General features: G+C 72.4%; 14 protein-coding genes and 1 pseudogene. 2 read left to right on the top strand and 13 right to left on the bottom strand.

What is annotated here, in order from left to right; all coding sequences use genetic code 11:
- Positions 1-97: 97 nt before the first annotated feature.
- The 11 genes and pseudogenes from HCA58_RS21955 to HCA58_RS21905 all read right to left on the bottom strand — a co-directional run.
- Positions 98-2,293, bottom strand: a pseudogene (locus HCA58_RS21955) (hypothetical protein); the annotation flags it as partial.
- The gene (locus HCA58_RS21950) at positions 2,293-3,459 is read right to left on the bottom strand and encodes a glycosyltransferase family 4 protein (protein WP_169599822.1); all 1,167 of its coding nucleotides are present in this window, start codon (positions 3,457-3,459) and stop codon (positions 2,293-2,295) included. The pseudogene HCA58_RS21955 and the gene HCA58_RS21950, both read right to left, overlap by 1 nt.
- 108 nt (positions 3,460-3,567) lie before the next feature.
- On the bottom strand, positions 3,568-5,202 hold the full coding sequence (locus HCA58_RS21945; RefSeq protein ID WP_169599821.1) for a lipid II flippase MurJ: 1,635 nt from the start codon (positions 5,200-5,202) through the stop codon (positions 3,568-3,570).
- A gap of 1 nt (position 5,203) precedes the next feature.
- The gene (locus tag HCA58_RS21940) at positions 5,204-6,070 is read right to left on the bottom strand and encodes a hypothetical protein (protein ID WP_169599845.1); all 867 of its coding nucleotides are present in this window, start codon (positions 6,068-6,070) and stop codon (positions 5,204-5,206) included.
- 159 nt (positions 6,071-6,229) lie between these two features.
- Entirely contained in the window at positions 6,230-7,171 is a 942-nt protein-coding gene (locus HCA58_RS21935) for a copper transporter (protein ID WP_169599819.1), read from the bottom strand.
- A 27-nt stretch (positions 7,172-7,198) separates the two neighbouring features.
- Positions 7,199-8,377 (bottom strand): putative cytokinetic ring protein SteA, encoded by a 1,179-nt coding sequence (steA, locus tag HCA58_RS21930; RefSeq protein WP_169599817.1) that lies wholly within the window; start codon positions 8,375-8,377, stop codon positions 7,199-7,201.
- 118 nt (positions 8,378-8,495) lie between these two features.
- Positions 8,496-10,253 (bottom strand): DNA repair protein RecN, encoded by a 1,758-nt coding sequence (recN, locus tag HCA58_RS21925; protein ID WP_169599814.1) that lies wholly within the window; start codon positions 10,251-10,253, stop codon positions 8,496-8,498.
- A 57-nt stretch (positions 10,254-10,310) separates the two neighbouring features.
- Positions 10,311-11,195 carry an NAD kinase gene (locus HCA58_RS21920; protein WP_169599812.1) on the bottom strand — a complete coding sequence of 295 codons (885 nt, stop codon included), beginning with the start codon at positions 11,193-11,195 and terminating at the stop codon, positions 10,311-10,313.
- A 52-nt stretch (positions 11,196-11,247) separates the two neighbouring features.
- A complete protein-coding gene (locus HCA58_RS21915; RefSeq protein WP_169599811.1) occupies positions 11,248-12,108 on the bottom strand; it encodes a TlyA family RNA methyltransferase in 861 nt (286 codons plus the stop codon).
- Positions 12,109-12,124: 16 nt separating this feature from the next.
- Entirely contained in the window at positions 12,125-12,343 is a 219-nt protein-coding gene (locus HCA58_RS21910) for a hypothetical protein (protein WP_169599810.1), read from the bottom strand.
- A gap of 76 nt (positions 12,344-12,419) precedes the next feature.
- Positions 12,420-12,905: a hypothetical protein gene (locus HCA58_RS21905; protein WP_240956571.1), complete on the bottom strand. Its 486-nt coding sequence runs from the start codon at positions 12,903-12,905 to the stop codon at positions 12,420-12,422.
- Between the two features lie 109 nt (positions 12,906-13,014).
- Here HCA58_RS21905 and HCA58_RS21900 point away from each other — a divergent pair, with 109 nt between their 5' ends.
- Positions 13,015-13,353: an SCP2 sterol-binding domain-containing protein gene (locus tag HCA58_RS21900; protein WP_169599809.1), complete on the top strand. Its 339-nt coding sequence runs from the start codon at positions 13,015-13,017 to the stop codon at positions 13,351-13,353.
- A gap of 29 nt (positions 13,354-13,382) precedes the next feature.
- Here the strand turns inward: HCA58_RS21900 and HCA58_RS21895 are convergent, their stop codons facing one another.
- Both HCA58_RS21895 and HCA58_RS21890 read right to left on the bottom strand, forming a co-directional pair.
- A complete protein-coding gene (locus tag HCA58_RS21895) occupies positions 13,383-14,396 on the bottom strand; it encodes an HAD-IIA family hydrolase (protein ID WP_169599808.1) in 1,014 nt (337 codons plus the stop codon).
- A complete protein-coding gene (locus tag HCA58_RS21890; RefSeq protein WP_240956572.1) occupies positions 14,393-15,283 on the bottom strand; it encodes a Replicase polyprotein 1ab in 891 nt (296 codons plus the stop codon). The genes HCA58_RS21895 and HCA58_RS21890 overlap by 4 nt, the downstream gene beginning before the upstream one ends.
- On the opposite strand from HCA58_RS21890, the gene HCA58_RS23740 reads away from it, so the two are divergent.
- Positions 15,194-16,160 (top strand): hypothetical protein (locus tag HCA58_RS23740; protein WP_240956573.1); only part of this gene is annotated, 967 nt, incomplete at its 3' end. The genes HCA58_RS21890 and HCA58_RS23740 overlap by 90 nt on opposite strands.

Here is a 16,160-nt window from a genome sequence, read left to right as displayed (position 1 = left end):
ACGGGATTCCACGGTAACACCTCCTCGACGGCACGCCGGTGGCGCACCCGGTACCGCCACCGGGTCACCCGGTCGCGACCTCGGCCGAAGACCGTGCACCCGGACCGCCGGTACCAACCGGGCCGGTGTCGTCCGGACCAGTACCGCCCGCACCGCCACCGGCTGGCCCGCCGTCGCCTGGACGGTCCACCCCCGGCCTGGTCCGTTCCGCCGCGTGGTCGAGCACCCGCAGTGCCGACAGCGCCGCCATGGGCACCACCACCGCTGCCGCAGCCCCGGCCACGTCCAACGCGACCGCACCCAGCAGCCCGCCGATCACCGCCGCCACCGCGGTACCCGCCATCGCGGCCCGGATGGCCGGGTAGATGCCGAACAGCCGCATCAGCCCGCCCCAGGGCTGCAGCAGCGCAAACCAGACCAGCAACGCCCCGGCCAGCGCCAGCACCGTCAGCGGACTGTTCACCAGAGTCTCGAAGCTGGCGGCGCTGGACCGCTGCACGGTCAGCCCGCCGGTGCCGTCGCCGAGCGCCGCCAGGAACCGGCCGAGACTGCCCCGTTCCGCCGGATCCCGACCCAGATCCACCACCGCGAACCCGACCGTCACGGCCAGCCCGGCCATCGCCGCCCAGGCGAGCCGGGTCAACGTCAGCCAGCCGCCCGCGCTGATCGCCGCCGCCACGCTCACTCCGGCGGTCAGGGCGATCGCGCCGATCGAGTCGGCACCCAGATACGGGCTGCCGACGATCACCACGGCGGCTCCGCCCACGACCACCATGACCGGCGGCCGCCAGCCACGGCGTACCCGCTGGGCGAGCCAGCCGGCGCTGAGCAGCGCAGCGGCGACGAACACGCCGAGCCCGACGGTACTCAGACCGGCGTAGCGGCCCCCCTCCAGAGCGGAGTAGCCCACGACCGCGTTGAGCTGCAACCGGGCACCGGTGACGACATCCAGACCGACGGCCAGCGTGGTCAGCCCGGCCACCGCACCCAGCGGACCCAGGGTGGTGCGGTACCCGGGAGTGAGGCGCACCAGCAGCGTCGAGGCGGCCAGCACCACGGCGGTCAGCCCAGCGAACGAGGCCGCCGGATGCGCGGCGCGCCACCACGGTGCCGCCTCGGCGATCAGCGCCGCCGGGATTGCCAAGGCGGCGGCGACAAGCAGCATCTCCACCGTCGCCACCACCGCGCGCGGCACCGGTCTCGGCCCGTAGGGACCGGCGTCCCGGCGAGCCCTACGCAGCAGCGGCAGCACCACCACTGCGAGCGCCACCTGGACGGCGGCGAGCAGGACGAAGAATCCACCAGTCACCTGGCCCCGGGCGGCGGCCTCCCGGTCCGCGTCCGCCGGCTCGGCGATCGCGGCGGACAGATCGGCCGGCCGACCTCCGACGGACTCCGCGGGCCGGCCGAGGAACGGCCGGTCCGGCATCGGACGTCCCAGGGCGGCCAGCGCGGTCGGGGCCAGATCGACAAGTTGCAGGTAACCGCGGCGATCCGTGCTCGGCGAGATCAGCCAGCCCGCCTCCCAGCCGGGCCCGTGAGCGACCGCCAGGTGCAGACGGGACGGCCGCTCGGTGTCGGACACCCCGGCAACGATCACCAGTGAACGTGGCGGTCGAGCCTGGAGTACGCGAGCCAGTTCGGCGTCGGCGGCCTCGGCCGCCACCGCCCGCGCCGCCGGATCAACACCACTCACCGTACCGAGATCGACGATGCTGAGCACGCAGGAACCGAGCAGCCCAGCCGGTTCCTCGGGCAGCGTCGGCGCATACCGGTCGACGCGACCGAACGGTCGGGCGGCAGCCACCGCCGCGCTCGGCCCGACCGCCACCGAACACCGAACCGACTCCGACAGCGCACCCGGCATCGTGCCCCACGGCAGCCGCTCCTGGTTGTGCAGAACGACACTTTCCTGATCCGGCAGATTCGCCCCGATGCCGTCCGGCTGTTCCAGGGGCACCTCGACGGGGGAACACTCCCCGTCACCGCCACGGCTGCCGGGCCAGGCAGCGAAACTGCCCGCCCCCAACGTCAACCAACCGTCGACCGGACAGGTGGGCCGGTGCGCCGACCGTACCGACAGCGAGCCGATCGAACCTTCCCGGGCCAGCCGCCACAGCGTCGGGGTACGCTCCGCGTCCACGTCGTCCCAGCGCAGCCCGGCCACCCCGACGAGGACCACGAAGTCGGCGCTTGGTCGAGCCGGTGGACTCTGCGGGCGGACGGTCAGCGCGGTGACCCCGAGCGCCACCACCACCACGGTGAGCAGGATCGGGCCGATACGGCGCACCATCACCGGCGTCCCGTCGACGGTGCGTCGGCGTCCGGCGTGGCCGGGCCGGGCACCAGCTCGGTGTAGAGCGCCAGCAAATGGGTGAGGGTCTGCGCCTCGGTCGGCCAGGTGGACGCCCGCGCCACACCACGCCGCGCCAGCTCTGCCCGGTAGGAGTCGTCGTCAAGCAGGCCGCGCACCGCCGCGTCGACCGCGTCCACATCACCCGGTGCCACCAGCACCGCCGCGTCGCCGACAAGTTCCGGTAGACCACCCACCGCGGTCGCCACCAGCGGTACCCCCGACCGCAGCGCCTCCTGCGCGAACAGCTGACGTGCCTCCCAGTCGCTGGTGACCACCGCAAGGTCAGCGCCGGTGAGCAGATCAGCCACGTCGGTGCGGTGCCCCAGCAGGGTGACCGGTGCCCGGGCCGCGCTGACCCGGGCCGCCAGCGGCAGATAGGCCGGTCCGCTACCGGCGATCACGACAACCGGAGGCGGGGTGCGGTCCCGCCACCGGGCGGCAGCGTCCACCAGCACGTCGTACCGCTTCTGCGGGTGCAGCCGACCCACCGACAGGATCAACGGCTGGTCGGCGGCGACGGAGAACTCGGCCCGCACGGCGGCGCGACGACGCTGCGGCGCGGGCAGCTCCGGTGCGGCGACCGGGGCGAGGCGGGCATCTCCCGCACCCAACTCGACGGCCCGCGCCACCAGGTCGGCGGAGGCACCGAGGGTCACCCGGGCCCCCCGGGCCACGATCCGCTCCACCAGCCGTGACAGCGCACCACGAACCCCACCGGCCAACACCGCGTTGTGCCAGGTGACCACGAGCGGAGCCGCCGGCCGGGCCAGTACCGCGACCAGCCCGGCACGCAGCCCGTGCGCGTGCACCACGCCCACCTGCTCGGAGGCGAGCAGCCGGCGCAGCACTCCGACCGCGCGGGCGTCGGCCGGCGTGGGACTCGCCGGGATCTCCACCGGCTGGAATCGGGCGCCGGTGGCCACGAAGTCGAACTGGTCCTGAGTCGCCGCCGGGCCGCAGACCAGCACCGGCTGTCCGACCGCGGCCAGCCCCCGCGCCACCGACCGGACATGCTGGCCGACGCCGCCGGTGCTGGACGCCACCAGCAGCAGCACCGTCCCCGGGCGGCCCGCATCGTCCGCCGCCCCGCGCGTCGCGCTCACCCCACCAACCCTCCGCTCACGACTGCGGGGCTCGCAAGCTCACTCCTCGCGCTCACCCCACTAACCCTCCGCTCACGACTGCGGGGCTCGCAAGCTCACTCCTCGCGCTCACCGGGAAGCCTCCTCCTTCCGGTCGCCTGGCCGGGCCCGGCGCAGGCGTCGCCCAAGGCCGGTCAGCAACGGCCGCAGATCCTCCCGGTCGACCAGCCACACCACGGCGACAAACACCACAGCGACCAAGGCTCCGGACAGCATGCCCTGCATCAGCGCCGTCCACCGCGCCGGGGGGTCACCCCCGGCGTCCAGCAACCGCAGGGTCGCCACGGCGGCGACGCAAGCCGCGACAGCCGCCAGCAGACCGGCGCCGCCGGCCCGACCGGCACCAGCCAGCGCCTCCCGGCCAGCAGTACGGGCCACCGCCACCAGCAGCAGCACACCGAGCAACAGCATTCCCGCCGAGTTGGCCAACGCCACCGCCAGCACCCGATCGGCCACCGGCAGCAGCACCGACAGCGGAATCAGCACCAGCGGCACCGCCAGCCAACCGGCGGTGATGGTGACAGCCGCCGCCCGGGTCGCGCCACGGGCGTACAGCGCGCGGGACAGCACCGCGAACAGCCCGTACCCGAGCAGCCCGGGGGCGTAGCCGGTGATCGCCGCAGCGGTCGCGGCGCTGTCGAGCGGGAAGAACCGGCCGATCGGGCCGGCCACACCGACCAGGGCGGCAGACCCCAGAAAACTGCACAGCAGCACCCCCCGCAGGGTCGCCGACAAAACGGCACGGTAAGCCCGCTCGTCCACCCCCGCCGCCGCGGCCAGATCCGGGTAGGCGGCGGTGGCCAGCGGCACGGCCAGCACCGCCCAGGGCAGCAGATAGAACGTCTGCGCCAGGTTGAACACCTGGAATGCCTCGGTCTGGCCGCTGGAAAGCCGGTAGAGGATCACCGCCAGCGCCACCTGCTGGGCGGTGACCGTCACCACACCCGCTACCGCCAGCCCACGCAACCGGACCCGGGCGGCGGTCGGGAACGCGTACCCGGGACGCAGCGTCAGCCGCAGCCGTCGCAGCGGAATCAGCAGCGACAGCGAGAGCACCACCACGCCGAGGGTGGTGCCGGCCGACAGGATCAGCTCGCCGCCACGCCCGGCCTGTGCCACGCTGGCTCCGGTGCCGGCGACCCCGGCGAAGACCAGGTAGACGACGACCACCGTGAGGCTCGACAGCAGCGGGGCGATCACCGGCCAGGCGAACCGCCGGTGCGCCTGGAGCACGCCGGTGAGCACGATGCCGATTCCGTACAGCGGCAGTTGCGGTGCGAAGACCCGCAGCATCCGGGCAGCCGCCGCCAACTCCTGCGGCGGTCGGCTGTCGCCGAGCAGGGCAATGATCGGCCCGGCGCCCAGCGCCACCAGCACCGCCAGCGGCACGAGCAGCGTCACCGTCCAGGTGAGCAGGGCGCCGGTGGTGGCCGCGACCGCCCGCCGGTCCCCCGCCGCGACCGCTCCGGCGAGCAGCGGTACGACCAGGCTGGCCAACGCCCCACCCGCGACGATCTCGAAGATGATGTTCGGGATGCTGTTCGCGAGCACATACATCGCGCCCAGGTCGCTGTCCTGCACCACCCAGGTGAACACAGCGGTACGCCCGAAGCCTGCGAGCCTGCTGACCACGGTGAGTACGGCGATGAGGGCCGCCGCTCCGGCCACCCGGCCGGCGCCGGCGAAGGGGGCCGGTCTGGTCACGTCAGTCGACGCGTCGACCCAGCGCGTCGAGTTCACGCAGCCCTGGGGTGCTCGCGATGACCTTCGTGAAGCTCACCTTCTCGCTGGCGGCCGTGAGCCCGGCGAGGACGGCGAGCAGCCCGGCCCGGCCGACCGGTCCGGTGCGGGCGGCCAACGCCACCCCGAGCACCGCGCCGAGAGCGTTCGCACCACTGTCGCCGAGCATCACGTCCTCGGCGAGGTCGGCGGGGAGCAGCCCGGCAGCGGCACCGACCGCACCCGAGGCGAGCCCGCCGTGCCGGCCACCGCTCAACGGCACTCCGAGCAGCAGACCTGACTTCAACGCCCGGCCGGGGCGCAGGTCGAGCAGGTTGACCAAATTCGCCGTACCAGCGACCACTCCCGCACCGAGCAGCACGTCGAAGCCCAGGCCGACGGTGCTCTGCCGCTGCCGGCGGCGGTGCCCAGCCACCCCCGGGTCGGTGGTGAGCAGGATCGACGCGCCCAGACCGGCGGCACCCACTCCAACGATCTTGACGAGGCCGGCGGTGATCCGACCCTGCCGCAACGCGGCAAGGTGCCCGGCGAAGCCCTTGGCCGCCTTCTGCTCCGGGCGGGCCCCGACGACGTCGTCGTAGAGGCCCACGGCACCGGCACCGAGCCCGGCTACCAGGGTCGCCGCCCCGGCCGGCACGCTCGCCGCCCCGCCGGCTGCGGCACCCGAGGCGCCCAGCGCGAGTGCCGGGCCGGCGGCCAGGGTCACAGTACGACCGCGGAAGTTGCTCCGCTCCAGTGCCGGCGCAGGCGGTGCGGTACGGATGACCCGCAACGCGTACCGGGCTCCGACCGCCCCGATCGCGGTCAGCACAAGTCGACCGAGGACCGTCACGTCGCCGTCCCGTTCACGCACGCCATCCCCTCCCGCCGACCGGCGGAAATCGTCGAACCCGGGCGCCGGGTTCCTCGTCGGATCAGTGAACCCTCGTCGGCCTGCGTCGCACGACGTGTACGCACCTCTCGTCGAACCGTGTGGGAGGGCGGGGAAGGTTCACTGGGGCAGTTTAGGCACCAGCGAGGCGGCGCTGTCACCGACGCCGTAGTGGCCGGCCTTGCGCTCGTCGAGCTGCTGCACGAGCGCCAGTACGGTGACCAGCTGCCCTTGAACGGTGTTGGCGTTGTCGATTGTCGAGATGGTCTGGGCGAGCACCGCGTCACCTCGGACGAAAGCCACCAGGTTGCCGCCGGCCGAGCCGTTGCCGGCCGCGATGATGCCTCCGGTCCGGTCGAACTGCTCCGCGATCTTGACGACGGACTCGTCCTTCCTGGCGGAATCCTTGTCCACGTACGGCTGCCCACTGACCACCACCACGGCCTCCGACGGCGCGGTGATCCGGTCGGCGGTGGTCAGGTAGTTCGCGTTGCCGTACGCGGCCAGTACCGCCCGACGATCCGCCTCGGTGACCGGCTCGGCGCTGGCGGGCTGATCCAGAAGCACCGTGGCCAGCAGGGCGCTGGACGTCTCGACGCCGTGGCCGTTACCGGGCAGCCCCGCGGTGGGCGCGTCGGTCGGTTGGGCCGCGTTGACCGCCAGTTCCAGCAGGTCGTTGTTGTTCTCCGGGTTGATGAACTTGTCCTGCAGGTCGATCCGTCCGGTGACGTCGGCACCGGCCAACTGGAGCATGTTGAGCACACCCTCCGTGTGGTCGCGACCGGTGGGTAGGCTGAGTACCAGCACCCGCTTGCCACTCAGAGTGCCCGGCAGCCACGCCTGTGCCATCTCGGCGGCGAACTCCTCCTCCAGCTCCAACTCCCGTTGCATGTTCTGGACCGCCTGCCGCATCTGCTGGTTGTCCTTGCGCAGCTCGTTGACGGTCTCCCGGAGCGAGTCCGCGACCGGGCCGTTGAGCGCGGCGGTACCGACCACCAAGCCGATCGCCAGGGCCAGGAAGACCGCGGTCAGGGACACCACGTGGTACCGGAAGTTGATCACGCTTGAAGCCTCTTGATCGGTCGGGAGCTAGAAGAGCTGGCCGAGCTGAAACACGAAATTGTCCCACCACTCGGAGACCACGCCCAGGTACGCCTTACCGACGGTGGAGACGGCCACCGCAGAGGCCATGGCGGCGAGTGCCGAGAGGACCAGCAGCAACAAGGACGACCCGGAGATGCTCTGCCGGTACAGCCGGCTGACGCCCTTGGCGTCGACCAACTTGCCGCCGACCTTGAGCCGGGTGAGGAACGTCGACGCCATGCCACCGCGCCCCTTGTCGAGGAACTCGACGAGCGTGGCGTGGGTACCCACCGCGACGATCAGCGAGGCGCCCTTCTCGTCGGCGAGCAGCATGGCGAGGTCCTCACTGGTGGCGGCGGCGGGGAAGGTGACCGCCGGCACTCCCAGGCCACTGACCCGGGGTAGCCCCGGTGCCCGACCGTCCGGGTACGCGTGCACGATCACCTCGGCACCGCAGCGCAGCACGTCGTCGGTGACCGAGTCCATGTCACCGATGATCATATCGGGGGTGTAGCCCGCCTCGACCAGGGCGTCGGCTCCCCCGTCCACGCCGATCAGCACCGGCTTGAACTCCCGGATGTACGGGCGCAGCACGTCCAGGTCGGCCTTGTAGTCGTAGCCCCGGACCACGATCAGACAGTGCCGGCCCTGCACCTCGGTGGCGATCTCGGGCACCCCGACACCGTCCAGCAGCAGGTCGCGCTCCTGCTTGAGGTAGTCCATGGTGTTGGCGGCGAACGCCTCCAACTGCACCGACAGCCCCTCCCGGGCGTCGGTCATCGCCTTGGCCACACTCTCGGTGTCCTGCAGGCTGCCGTGCGCCACCGGGTCGCCGTCCAAGTAGACCGTGTTGCCCTCGACACGCACCGTGTCACCCTCACGGATCCGTTCGAAGACGCCCTCGCCGAGGTCGTCGAGCAGCGGAATGCCCGCCGAGATCAACACCTCCGGCCCCAGATTGGGGTAGCGGCCGGATACCGACGGCTTGGCGTTGAGCACCGCGCCGACCCCGACCGCGACAAGCGAGTCGGCGGCGACCCGGTCCAGGTCGACGTGGTCGATGACCGCGATGTCGCCGGGGCGGAGCCGGCCGACCAGCCGCTTCGTACGGCGGTCGAGGCGCGCGATGCCGAGGATCTGTCCCGGTTCCGCGTTCCGGGCCCGGCGCAACGTGGGTAGACGCATCGTGACCATCCTGGCATGTGAGGCAGGCGAATCTGTCGCGACATGCCTGAGCAGGGCCGCCCACCCAGGGAAGCACACCTGAGCGAAGGCCGGTGTGCCTCCGCTCACACTCACGCTCTCAGGACCGCCGTTCCCGGGCGGCGACGGCCAGCAGCTCCTCCGCATGCGCGATACCCAGATCCGAATCGGGCAAACCAGCAAGCATCCGGGCGAGTTCCCGGGCCCGCTCGGTGTCCTCGACCACCCGTACCCCGCTCGTGGTGACCGCACCGCCGGTGTCCTTGGCCACCACCAGGTGACGGTCAGCGAACGCGGCGACCTGCGGCAGGTGGGTCACCACCAGGACCTGGTGACTGCGGGCCAACCGGGCCAGCCGACGGCCGATCTCCACCGCCGCCTGACCCCCCACACCCGCGTCGACCTCGTCGAAAACGAGGGTCGGTGGGCCGCCGGAACCGGCGAAGACCACCTCGATGGCGAGCATCACCCGGGACAGTTCACCACCGGAGGCCCCCCGTTGCAGCGGCAGTGACGGCGCACCGGGATGCGCCAACAGCCGCAGCTCGACCTCGTCGCCGCCGTCGGGCCCGACACCGACGTCGACCCCGTTGACCGGTAACGTCGGTTCGGCACGACCGGCCGGTCGAGGCAACACCGCCACCTCGATCCGCGCGTGCGGCATCGCGAGACCGGCCAGCTCACCGGTGACCTGCTCAGCGAACCGCGCCGCCGCCTCCTGTCGGGACACCGACAACCGGCCGGCCAACTCGGCGACCTCCCCGGCCAGTCTGGACGCCTCCCGATCGAGCTCGTCGAGCAGCTCGTCGGAGTTGTCCAGCTCGGACAGTCGGGTCCGGGCCCGCTCCGCCCAGGCGATCACCCCGTCGACGTCGTCGGCGTACTTGCGGGTCAACGCGCGCAGCGCGGCCCGGCGCTCGTAGAGGGCCTGCAACCGGGCCGGGTCCGCGTCCAGTCCGGTGAGGTACGTGGACAGCTCCACCGAGACGTCGGCGACGAGCGTGGCCGCCTCCTCCAGACGGACGGCAAGTTCGCCAAGCACCGGATCAGTGCCGGTCTGCGCCTCCAACGTGCGGCGGGCGGTGCCCAGCAGCGTCGAGGCGTCCGGGGTGTCGTCGGTCGCCTCCAACCCACCGGCCACACACTGATGGGCGAGCTGCGCTGCGGTACGTAGACCCTCCGCGTGCTCCAGCCGCTGCGCCTCCGCCTTCAGCTCGTCGTCCTCACCCGGCTGCGGATCGACCCGGGTGATCTCGTCGAGACCCAACCGCAGCAGGTCCGTCTCCTGATGCCGTTCCCGTGCGTTGCGGCGCCGGTCGGCCAGTTCGTCGACCACCCGACGCCACCGGGTGAACGCGTCCCGCGTCGCGTCGAGCAGCTTCTCGTGCTCGGGTCCGGCGAACCGGTCCAGTGCGGCCCGCTGTTCGGCCGGGCGCAGCAGTCGCAGCTGGTCGGACTGGCCGTGCACGGCAACCACCTGCTCACCCACCTCCCCCAGCATCGCCACCGGCATCCCGCGCCCGCCCAGGTGGGCCCGGGACCGGCCCTCCACCGTGACGGTGCGGCTCAACAGCACGCCGCCGTCCTCGTCGGGCTCACCCCCGGCATCGGTGATCCGGGCGTGCACCGTCTCCGCCACCCGACCACGGAGGCGCAACCGCCCCTCGACGACGGCCCGGCCGGGCTCGGCGCGTACCCGTCCGGCGTCGGCCCGGCCACCGAAAAGCAGGCCGAGCCCGGTCACCACCATCGTCTTACCGGCACCGGTCTCGCCGGTGATGACGTTCATGCCGCCGGTCAACGGCAGTGTCGTGTCCTCGATGACGCCCAGTCCGGTGATGCGAAGCTCCTCCAGCACAGCAACCGACAGTAGACGCGTGGCACGACACTTGACCAGCCGGCACGGCCGTCTGGGTCAGCGGCGATTGCCCCGCCAGCCGTGCACCGGCAGGTCGAACTTGGCCACCAGGCGTGCCGTGAACGACCGGTCCCGCAGCCGGACGATCCGCACCGGCAGGGTCCCCCGCCGCACCGTGACCCGAGCACCCGGCGGCAGGTCGTAGACCCGTCGACCATCGCAGCAGAGCACCGCCAGGGTGGTGAACGGGTCGACGGTTATCGCCATGGTGGAGGTGGGGGCGGTGACCAGCGGCCGGCTGAACAACGCGTGCGCGCTGATCGGCACCAACAGCAGCGCCTCCACCTCTGGCCAGACCACCGGCCCACCACCGGAGAAGGCGTACGCCGTCGAGCCGGTGGGCGTGGCGCAGACCACGCCGTCGCAGCCGTACCGGGACAACGGTCGACCGTCGACGTCGACGAGCAGCTCCAGCATCTGGGCCCGCTCGCCCTTCTCGACGCTGATCTCGTTGAGGGCCCACGACTCGATGGTCGGTCCACCGTCGAACTCAGCCGTCACATCGAGGGTGAGCCGCTCGTCGACGCTGTAGTTGCGGCTCACCACGTCGCGGACCGCCACGTCCAGATCGTCGATCTCCGCCTCGGCGAGGAAACCGACCTTGCCGAGGTTGATGCCGAGCAGCGGTACCTTCGCCGGCCTGGCCAGCTCGGCGGCGCGCAGGAACGTGCCGTCCCCACCGAGCGCGAAGACGATCTCAGCGCCCTCGGCCGCCTCCGGTCCGGTCACCGGCACCACGCCGGGCAGGTCGAGATCCTCGGCCTCCTCCGCCACCACCCGGACCTCGAACCCGGCGGAGATCAGGTCCGCCGCGACCGTACGGGCGTGTTCGGTGCTGCGCCGACGGCCGGTGTGCGTCACCAACAGGGCCGTGCGGGTCACCGCGACGACCGCCTGCAAACACCGCGTTCGTGGTTCGTCCACCGCAACCAGCTCACGTGGCCACCTCCTCCGTCGCCTCGTCCGACCCGTCGCCGGACCTGACCGGGCCACCCGGCCCGGCCGCCACCACGGCCCGCACCTGGTGCGGGTCGGCCGGTGGCGCGTCCCGGCGTAACCATACGAAGAACTCGACGTTGCCGCTCGGCCCCGGCAGCGGGCTGACCGCCAGATCCGCCAGCCCCAGCCGCAACACCTCAGCCGCCGCGGCGACATCGAGCACCGCCTGTGCCCGGAGCTCCGGATCGCGCACCACGCCACCGGCACCGACCCGCTCCCGGCCCACCTCGAACTGCGGTTTCACCATCAACGCAAGATCGCCGTCGGGCCGGGTACAGGCCACCAGGGCCGGCAGTACCAGCCGCAACGAGATGAACGACAGGTCGGCGACGGTCAACTCGACCGGGCCGTCGATCACCTCGGGGGTCAGCGTCCGCACGTTCGTGCGCTCTAGGACCCGTACCCGTTCGTCGTTGCGCAGCGACCAGGCCAGCTGCCCGTAGCCGACGTCCACCGCGACGACCTCGGCGGCGTCGGCGCGCAGCAGTACGTCGGTGAACCCGCCGGTGGACGCACCGGCGTCGAGGCAGCGCCGACCGGCCACCACCAGACCCGCGGGCGCGAACGCGGCGAGCGCACCGGCCAGCTTGTGTCCGCCCCGGGAGACGTACTCTGCGGTGGGGTCGGTGCCGCTCACCAGCAGCGGATCAGCGGGATCGACCATTGCGGCGGCCTTACGGGCCGGCACCCCACGCAGCTGTACGCGGCCGGCCTCCACCAGCGCGGCCGCCTGCTCGCGGGAACGGGCCAGACCGCGACGGACGAGTTCGGCGTCCAACCGGTTACGCCGTGCCATGGACGGACGCGCCTCCTCATGTCTGGTCGATGGTGGCCAGCGTCTCCCGCAGCGTCTGGTACGCGGCCTCGTACTCGGCGATCTGATCGGCGGGGCCGAGTGCCGCGGCGTTGGTGATCGCCTGCACCGCAGCGTCGACCGCAGGATGGCCGTCGTCCGGACCGCTCACGTTGATCGAAGGCTGCGGCGGGCCAGGCCGTGGGGCCGGCGGTGGGCCGGGCCGTGGGGCGGTCATGCCGCCTCCGGTACGGCCGGGCGGGCGGGGTGGCTGACTGCCGCGCCACCGCCGAGCATCCCGGCGGGTCGCCCGGTCACGTGCCGCCCTCCGATCGGGGGCGCCTCGATGCGGCCTTGGTTACCGCCTTCTTCGCCACGGCCTTCTTCGCCACCGCCTTCGCCGGTGGGGCCGCGGCTGCGGTGTGCGGCGTACCGACTGTGGAGGTCTCGACCGACCCGGCAGCCGACACCGGTCCCGATGCGGTGCCGGCGGTCGCCACCCCGGCAGCCCGCAGCTGGCGTTCCACGTCACGCAGCCGGCGGTCCAGCTCGGCGACCTCCTCGGCGGTTGCCAGACCGACGGCTCCTAGTGCCCGCTCGACTTCGAACCGCACAAGCTTGGTGAGGGCCTCCCGGTTGGCCGCTCCAGTCGACCGCAGCTCCTCGGCGAGGGCCTGCAACTGGGCCGCCGTCGCACCGGTCGACCCCATCGCCCGGCGTACCGCGTCCTGCGCCTTCTTCCGCGGCGCCTCCGTCAGGCCCATGGCCAGTTCGAGGTAGGCGCGCCACGCATCCTGCATGCCTGAGTCCTTTCGCCCGGCGGCTGTGCAGGTGTCACGCTACCCGGCCGTCGGAACCGTCCTGTGCGGTACGGTGCGGGAGACGAGGCGGGTGTCGAGGAGGCGATCGGTGGCCACGGTGGACGAGTGCCGGCAGGCGTTGCACGATCTTGCCGCCCGGCTCGAACGCAACGCGGAGACCGTCCGTGACCGCGTGGACCTGGATCGCACCCTGGCCTGCCGGATAACCGATCTGGAAACCGCCTTCCACGGGCGGCTCACCGGCGGACGGCTCGTCGAACTCGCCGACGGCGACGACCCCAAGGCGAAGATCGCCATGAGCACCACCAGCGACGACCTACTGGCCCTGGTGCGCGGCGAACTCGACGTCACCCGGGCGGTCGCCAACCGCCGTGTGTCGATCAAGGCGAACCCGTTCGATCTGATGAAGCTGCGCAAACTGCTCTGAACCAACCAGAGCAGTCCGCTGTGCCGGTGTCAGGACGCCAGGCCGAGCTGCGCCAACACCGGTGCCGCCGCCGGTGACCCCGACCGGACCGGACCGGACCGGTCGCTGTGCCAGGCAGCCGCGCAGAGCGCGGCAAGCGCGCCCAGGGTTCGTCCTGAGCCGGACAGCCGCAACCCTTCGGTTCCGACGGTCACCTGCCATCCGCCGTACTCGGCCGCCGACGCCGGTACCCGCACCACCCCCTCGGGGTCGAAAAGCCCGGTCAGGTCCCAGGAGACGTACGTCGGCCGCCGCTCGGCGGGTGCGGCGAGCAGCTCGACGGCGTCACTGACCCCGGTGAGGACCAGCAGGCTGTCCAGGCCAGCCCGGTTGGCGCCCTCGATGTCGGTGTCCAGCCGATCGCCCACGACCACCGTCCGGCCGCTGTCGGCCCGCCGGGCGGCGGTGGCGAACAACTCCGGCGCCGGCTTACCGACGACCTCGTCCGGGTTCCGGCCGAGCGCAGTGGCCAGGGCGGCCACCAGTGCTCCATTGCCCGGCAATGGGCCTCGCCCGCTGGGCAGGGTCCGGTCGGTGTTCGTGGCCACCCAGATCGCGCCGGCCCGAACCGCCACTGCCGCTTCGGCCAGATCTGCCCAACCCACCTGCGGGCCGTACCCCTGGATCACCGCGACCGGAGCCTCGTCGGCTGTGGCGACCGGTTTGAGCCCAGCCTCGCTGATCTCGGCCCGCAGCGCGTCGGCCCCCACCACGAGCACCGGCGCGCCGGACGGCAGCCGCTCACCCAGCAGTTCGGCAGCTGCGGCGGCGCTTGTCAGAACCTCCTCCGGTCGCGCCGGCACACCCATCCCGGTGAGCAGGTCAGCCACGTCGGCGGCGCGACGCGAGGCGTTGTTCGTGGCGTACGCGACAGGTCGGCCCTCACCGTGCAGCCGGGTGACCGTATCGACCGCGCCGGGGATCGGCTCGTCGATCAGGTAGATCACCCCGTCCAGGTCGAAGACGACCAGGGCGTAGTCGTCCACCAGCCGGTCCCCGCTCATCGCTGCGGGGCCTCCGGCTCCGCACTCCCGTCGGCCTCGCGGCGCTGCAGGCCCGGTCCAGCTGCCTCGGCGGTGGCCGCCACGTCCATGCTGTCCGCATCCACGGCGGTTCCCCGCTCAACGACGCCGCCTTCAGCTTCGGCGGACACCACACCACTGCCGGCCACGTCGTCGTCCTGGTCGGTGCGGTCGGCGGTGGAGGGGTCGGCGTCCGGACGGGCCGGGACGGTTCCCGGCGCACCCGGATCAGCGGCCAGTTCCCCGGTCACCTCGTCCTCGTCGTCGCCCTCGATGACGACTCCGTCGAGTTCCAGCAGCCGCTCAGCGGCGTCGGTCTCCGCCTCGGTGTCCACCTCTGCGGAGCGGGAAAACCATTCCCGCGCCTCGGTCCGCCGCCCCACAGCAAGCAGCGCGTCGGCGTACGCGTACCGCAACCGTGCCGTCCACGGCTGCACGGCGTCGGCGGTCAGGTCGGACACCTGGAGCATCGCCACCGCCGCATCCCGCTGGCCGAGGTCACCGCGCGCGCCCGCAGCCACGATCAGCAGCTCGATCGCCACTGCCGGATCGAGCTTCTCCTGGTCGGCACCACGAAACAGGTCGATGGCCCGTTCGGGTCGACCGAGTGCCCGCTCGCTGTCCGCGATCACCGCGAGGTGACTCTGTGCACCGCTCATCCGGTGGTACGTCCGCAGCTCGGCGATGGCCGACTGCCACTCTCCGGCGTGGTAGGCAGCCAGCCCGACAGCTTCTCGGACCGCGGCGATCCGCGACGCGAGCCGACGAGCAGCCAGCGCGTGGGCGAGCGCCCCGGCTGGATCGTCGTCGATCAGGCGCCCCGTCGCCACGAGGTGCCGGGCGACGGTCTCCGCGACCGGCTTCGCCAGCGACAGCAGTTCCGCGCGGACCTCCTGGTCCAGGTCGGTCGCGACGATGTCGTCCGGAAGTACCGGTGCCGGCGTACCCGTGTCCTCGGTAGCACCAGGTCCGTCCCGGTCCGCACGTCGCCCGAAGCGGCCCTCACCGTCCCGATCGTCCCGGCGTGCGCCCCGCGCATCAGTCCCACGGCGAAACCCGCCGTCCCGGCGCTCGCGCTCGCCGAAGCTGCCCGCCGCTCGGTTACGGTCCCGGAAACCGCCCTCGCGCCGGTCGCCCCCGCGATAGCCGCCCTCACGGCGGTCACCCCCGCGATAGCCGCCCTCACGGCGCGAATCGTCCCGGGAGCCCTCCCGGCGGTCACCGCCGAAGCCTTCGCGACGTTCCCGGAACCCGCTGTCGCGCCTGTCGCCGTCCCGGGTGCCATCGCTGCGGCGCCCTTCGTTCCGGAAACCACCGTCCCGGCGTTCGTCACGGAAACCACCGTCCCGGCGGGCACCGTCGTGGAGTTCACCCTCGCGGTTCGCACCGCCCCGGAAACCGTCCACACGGCGTTCGCCGCCGCGCGCACCTCCACTGCGGCGATCATCGTCTCGGCGTTCACTCCGGAACCCGCCCTCGCGGCGCTCGTCACTGCGGAACCCGCCGCCCCGACGGTCACCGTCGCGGAAACCACCCTCACGACGGTCACCGTCTCGGAAACCACTGCCCCGACGGTCACCGTCACGGAAACCACCCTCACGACGGCCGCCGTCCCGGAAACCACTGCCCCGCCGGTCACCGTCGCGGGAACCACCCTCACGACGGTCACTGCGAAAGCCACCAGCGGCCCGGTCGCCGCCGGGACGTTCCCCCGCGTCACGTCGGAACCCGCCCTCACGACGGTCA

Origin of the sequence: Micromonospora sp. HNM0581 (genome assembly GCF_012726175.1) — a bacterium.
Classification (GTDB): Bacteria; Actinomycetota; Actinomycetes; order Mycobacteriales; family Micromonosporaceae; genus Micromonospora.
This window is presented reverse-complemented; position numbering and strand designations above follow the sequence as displayed.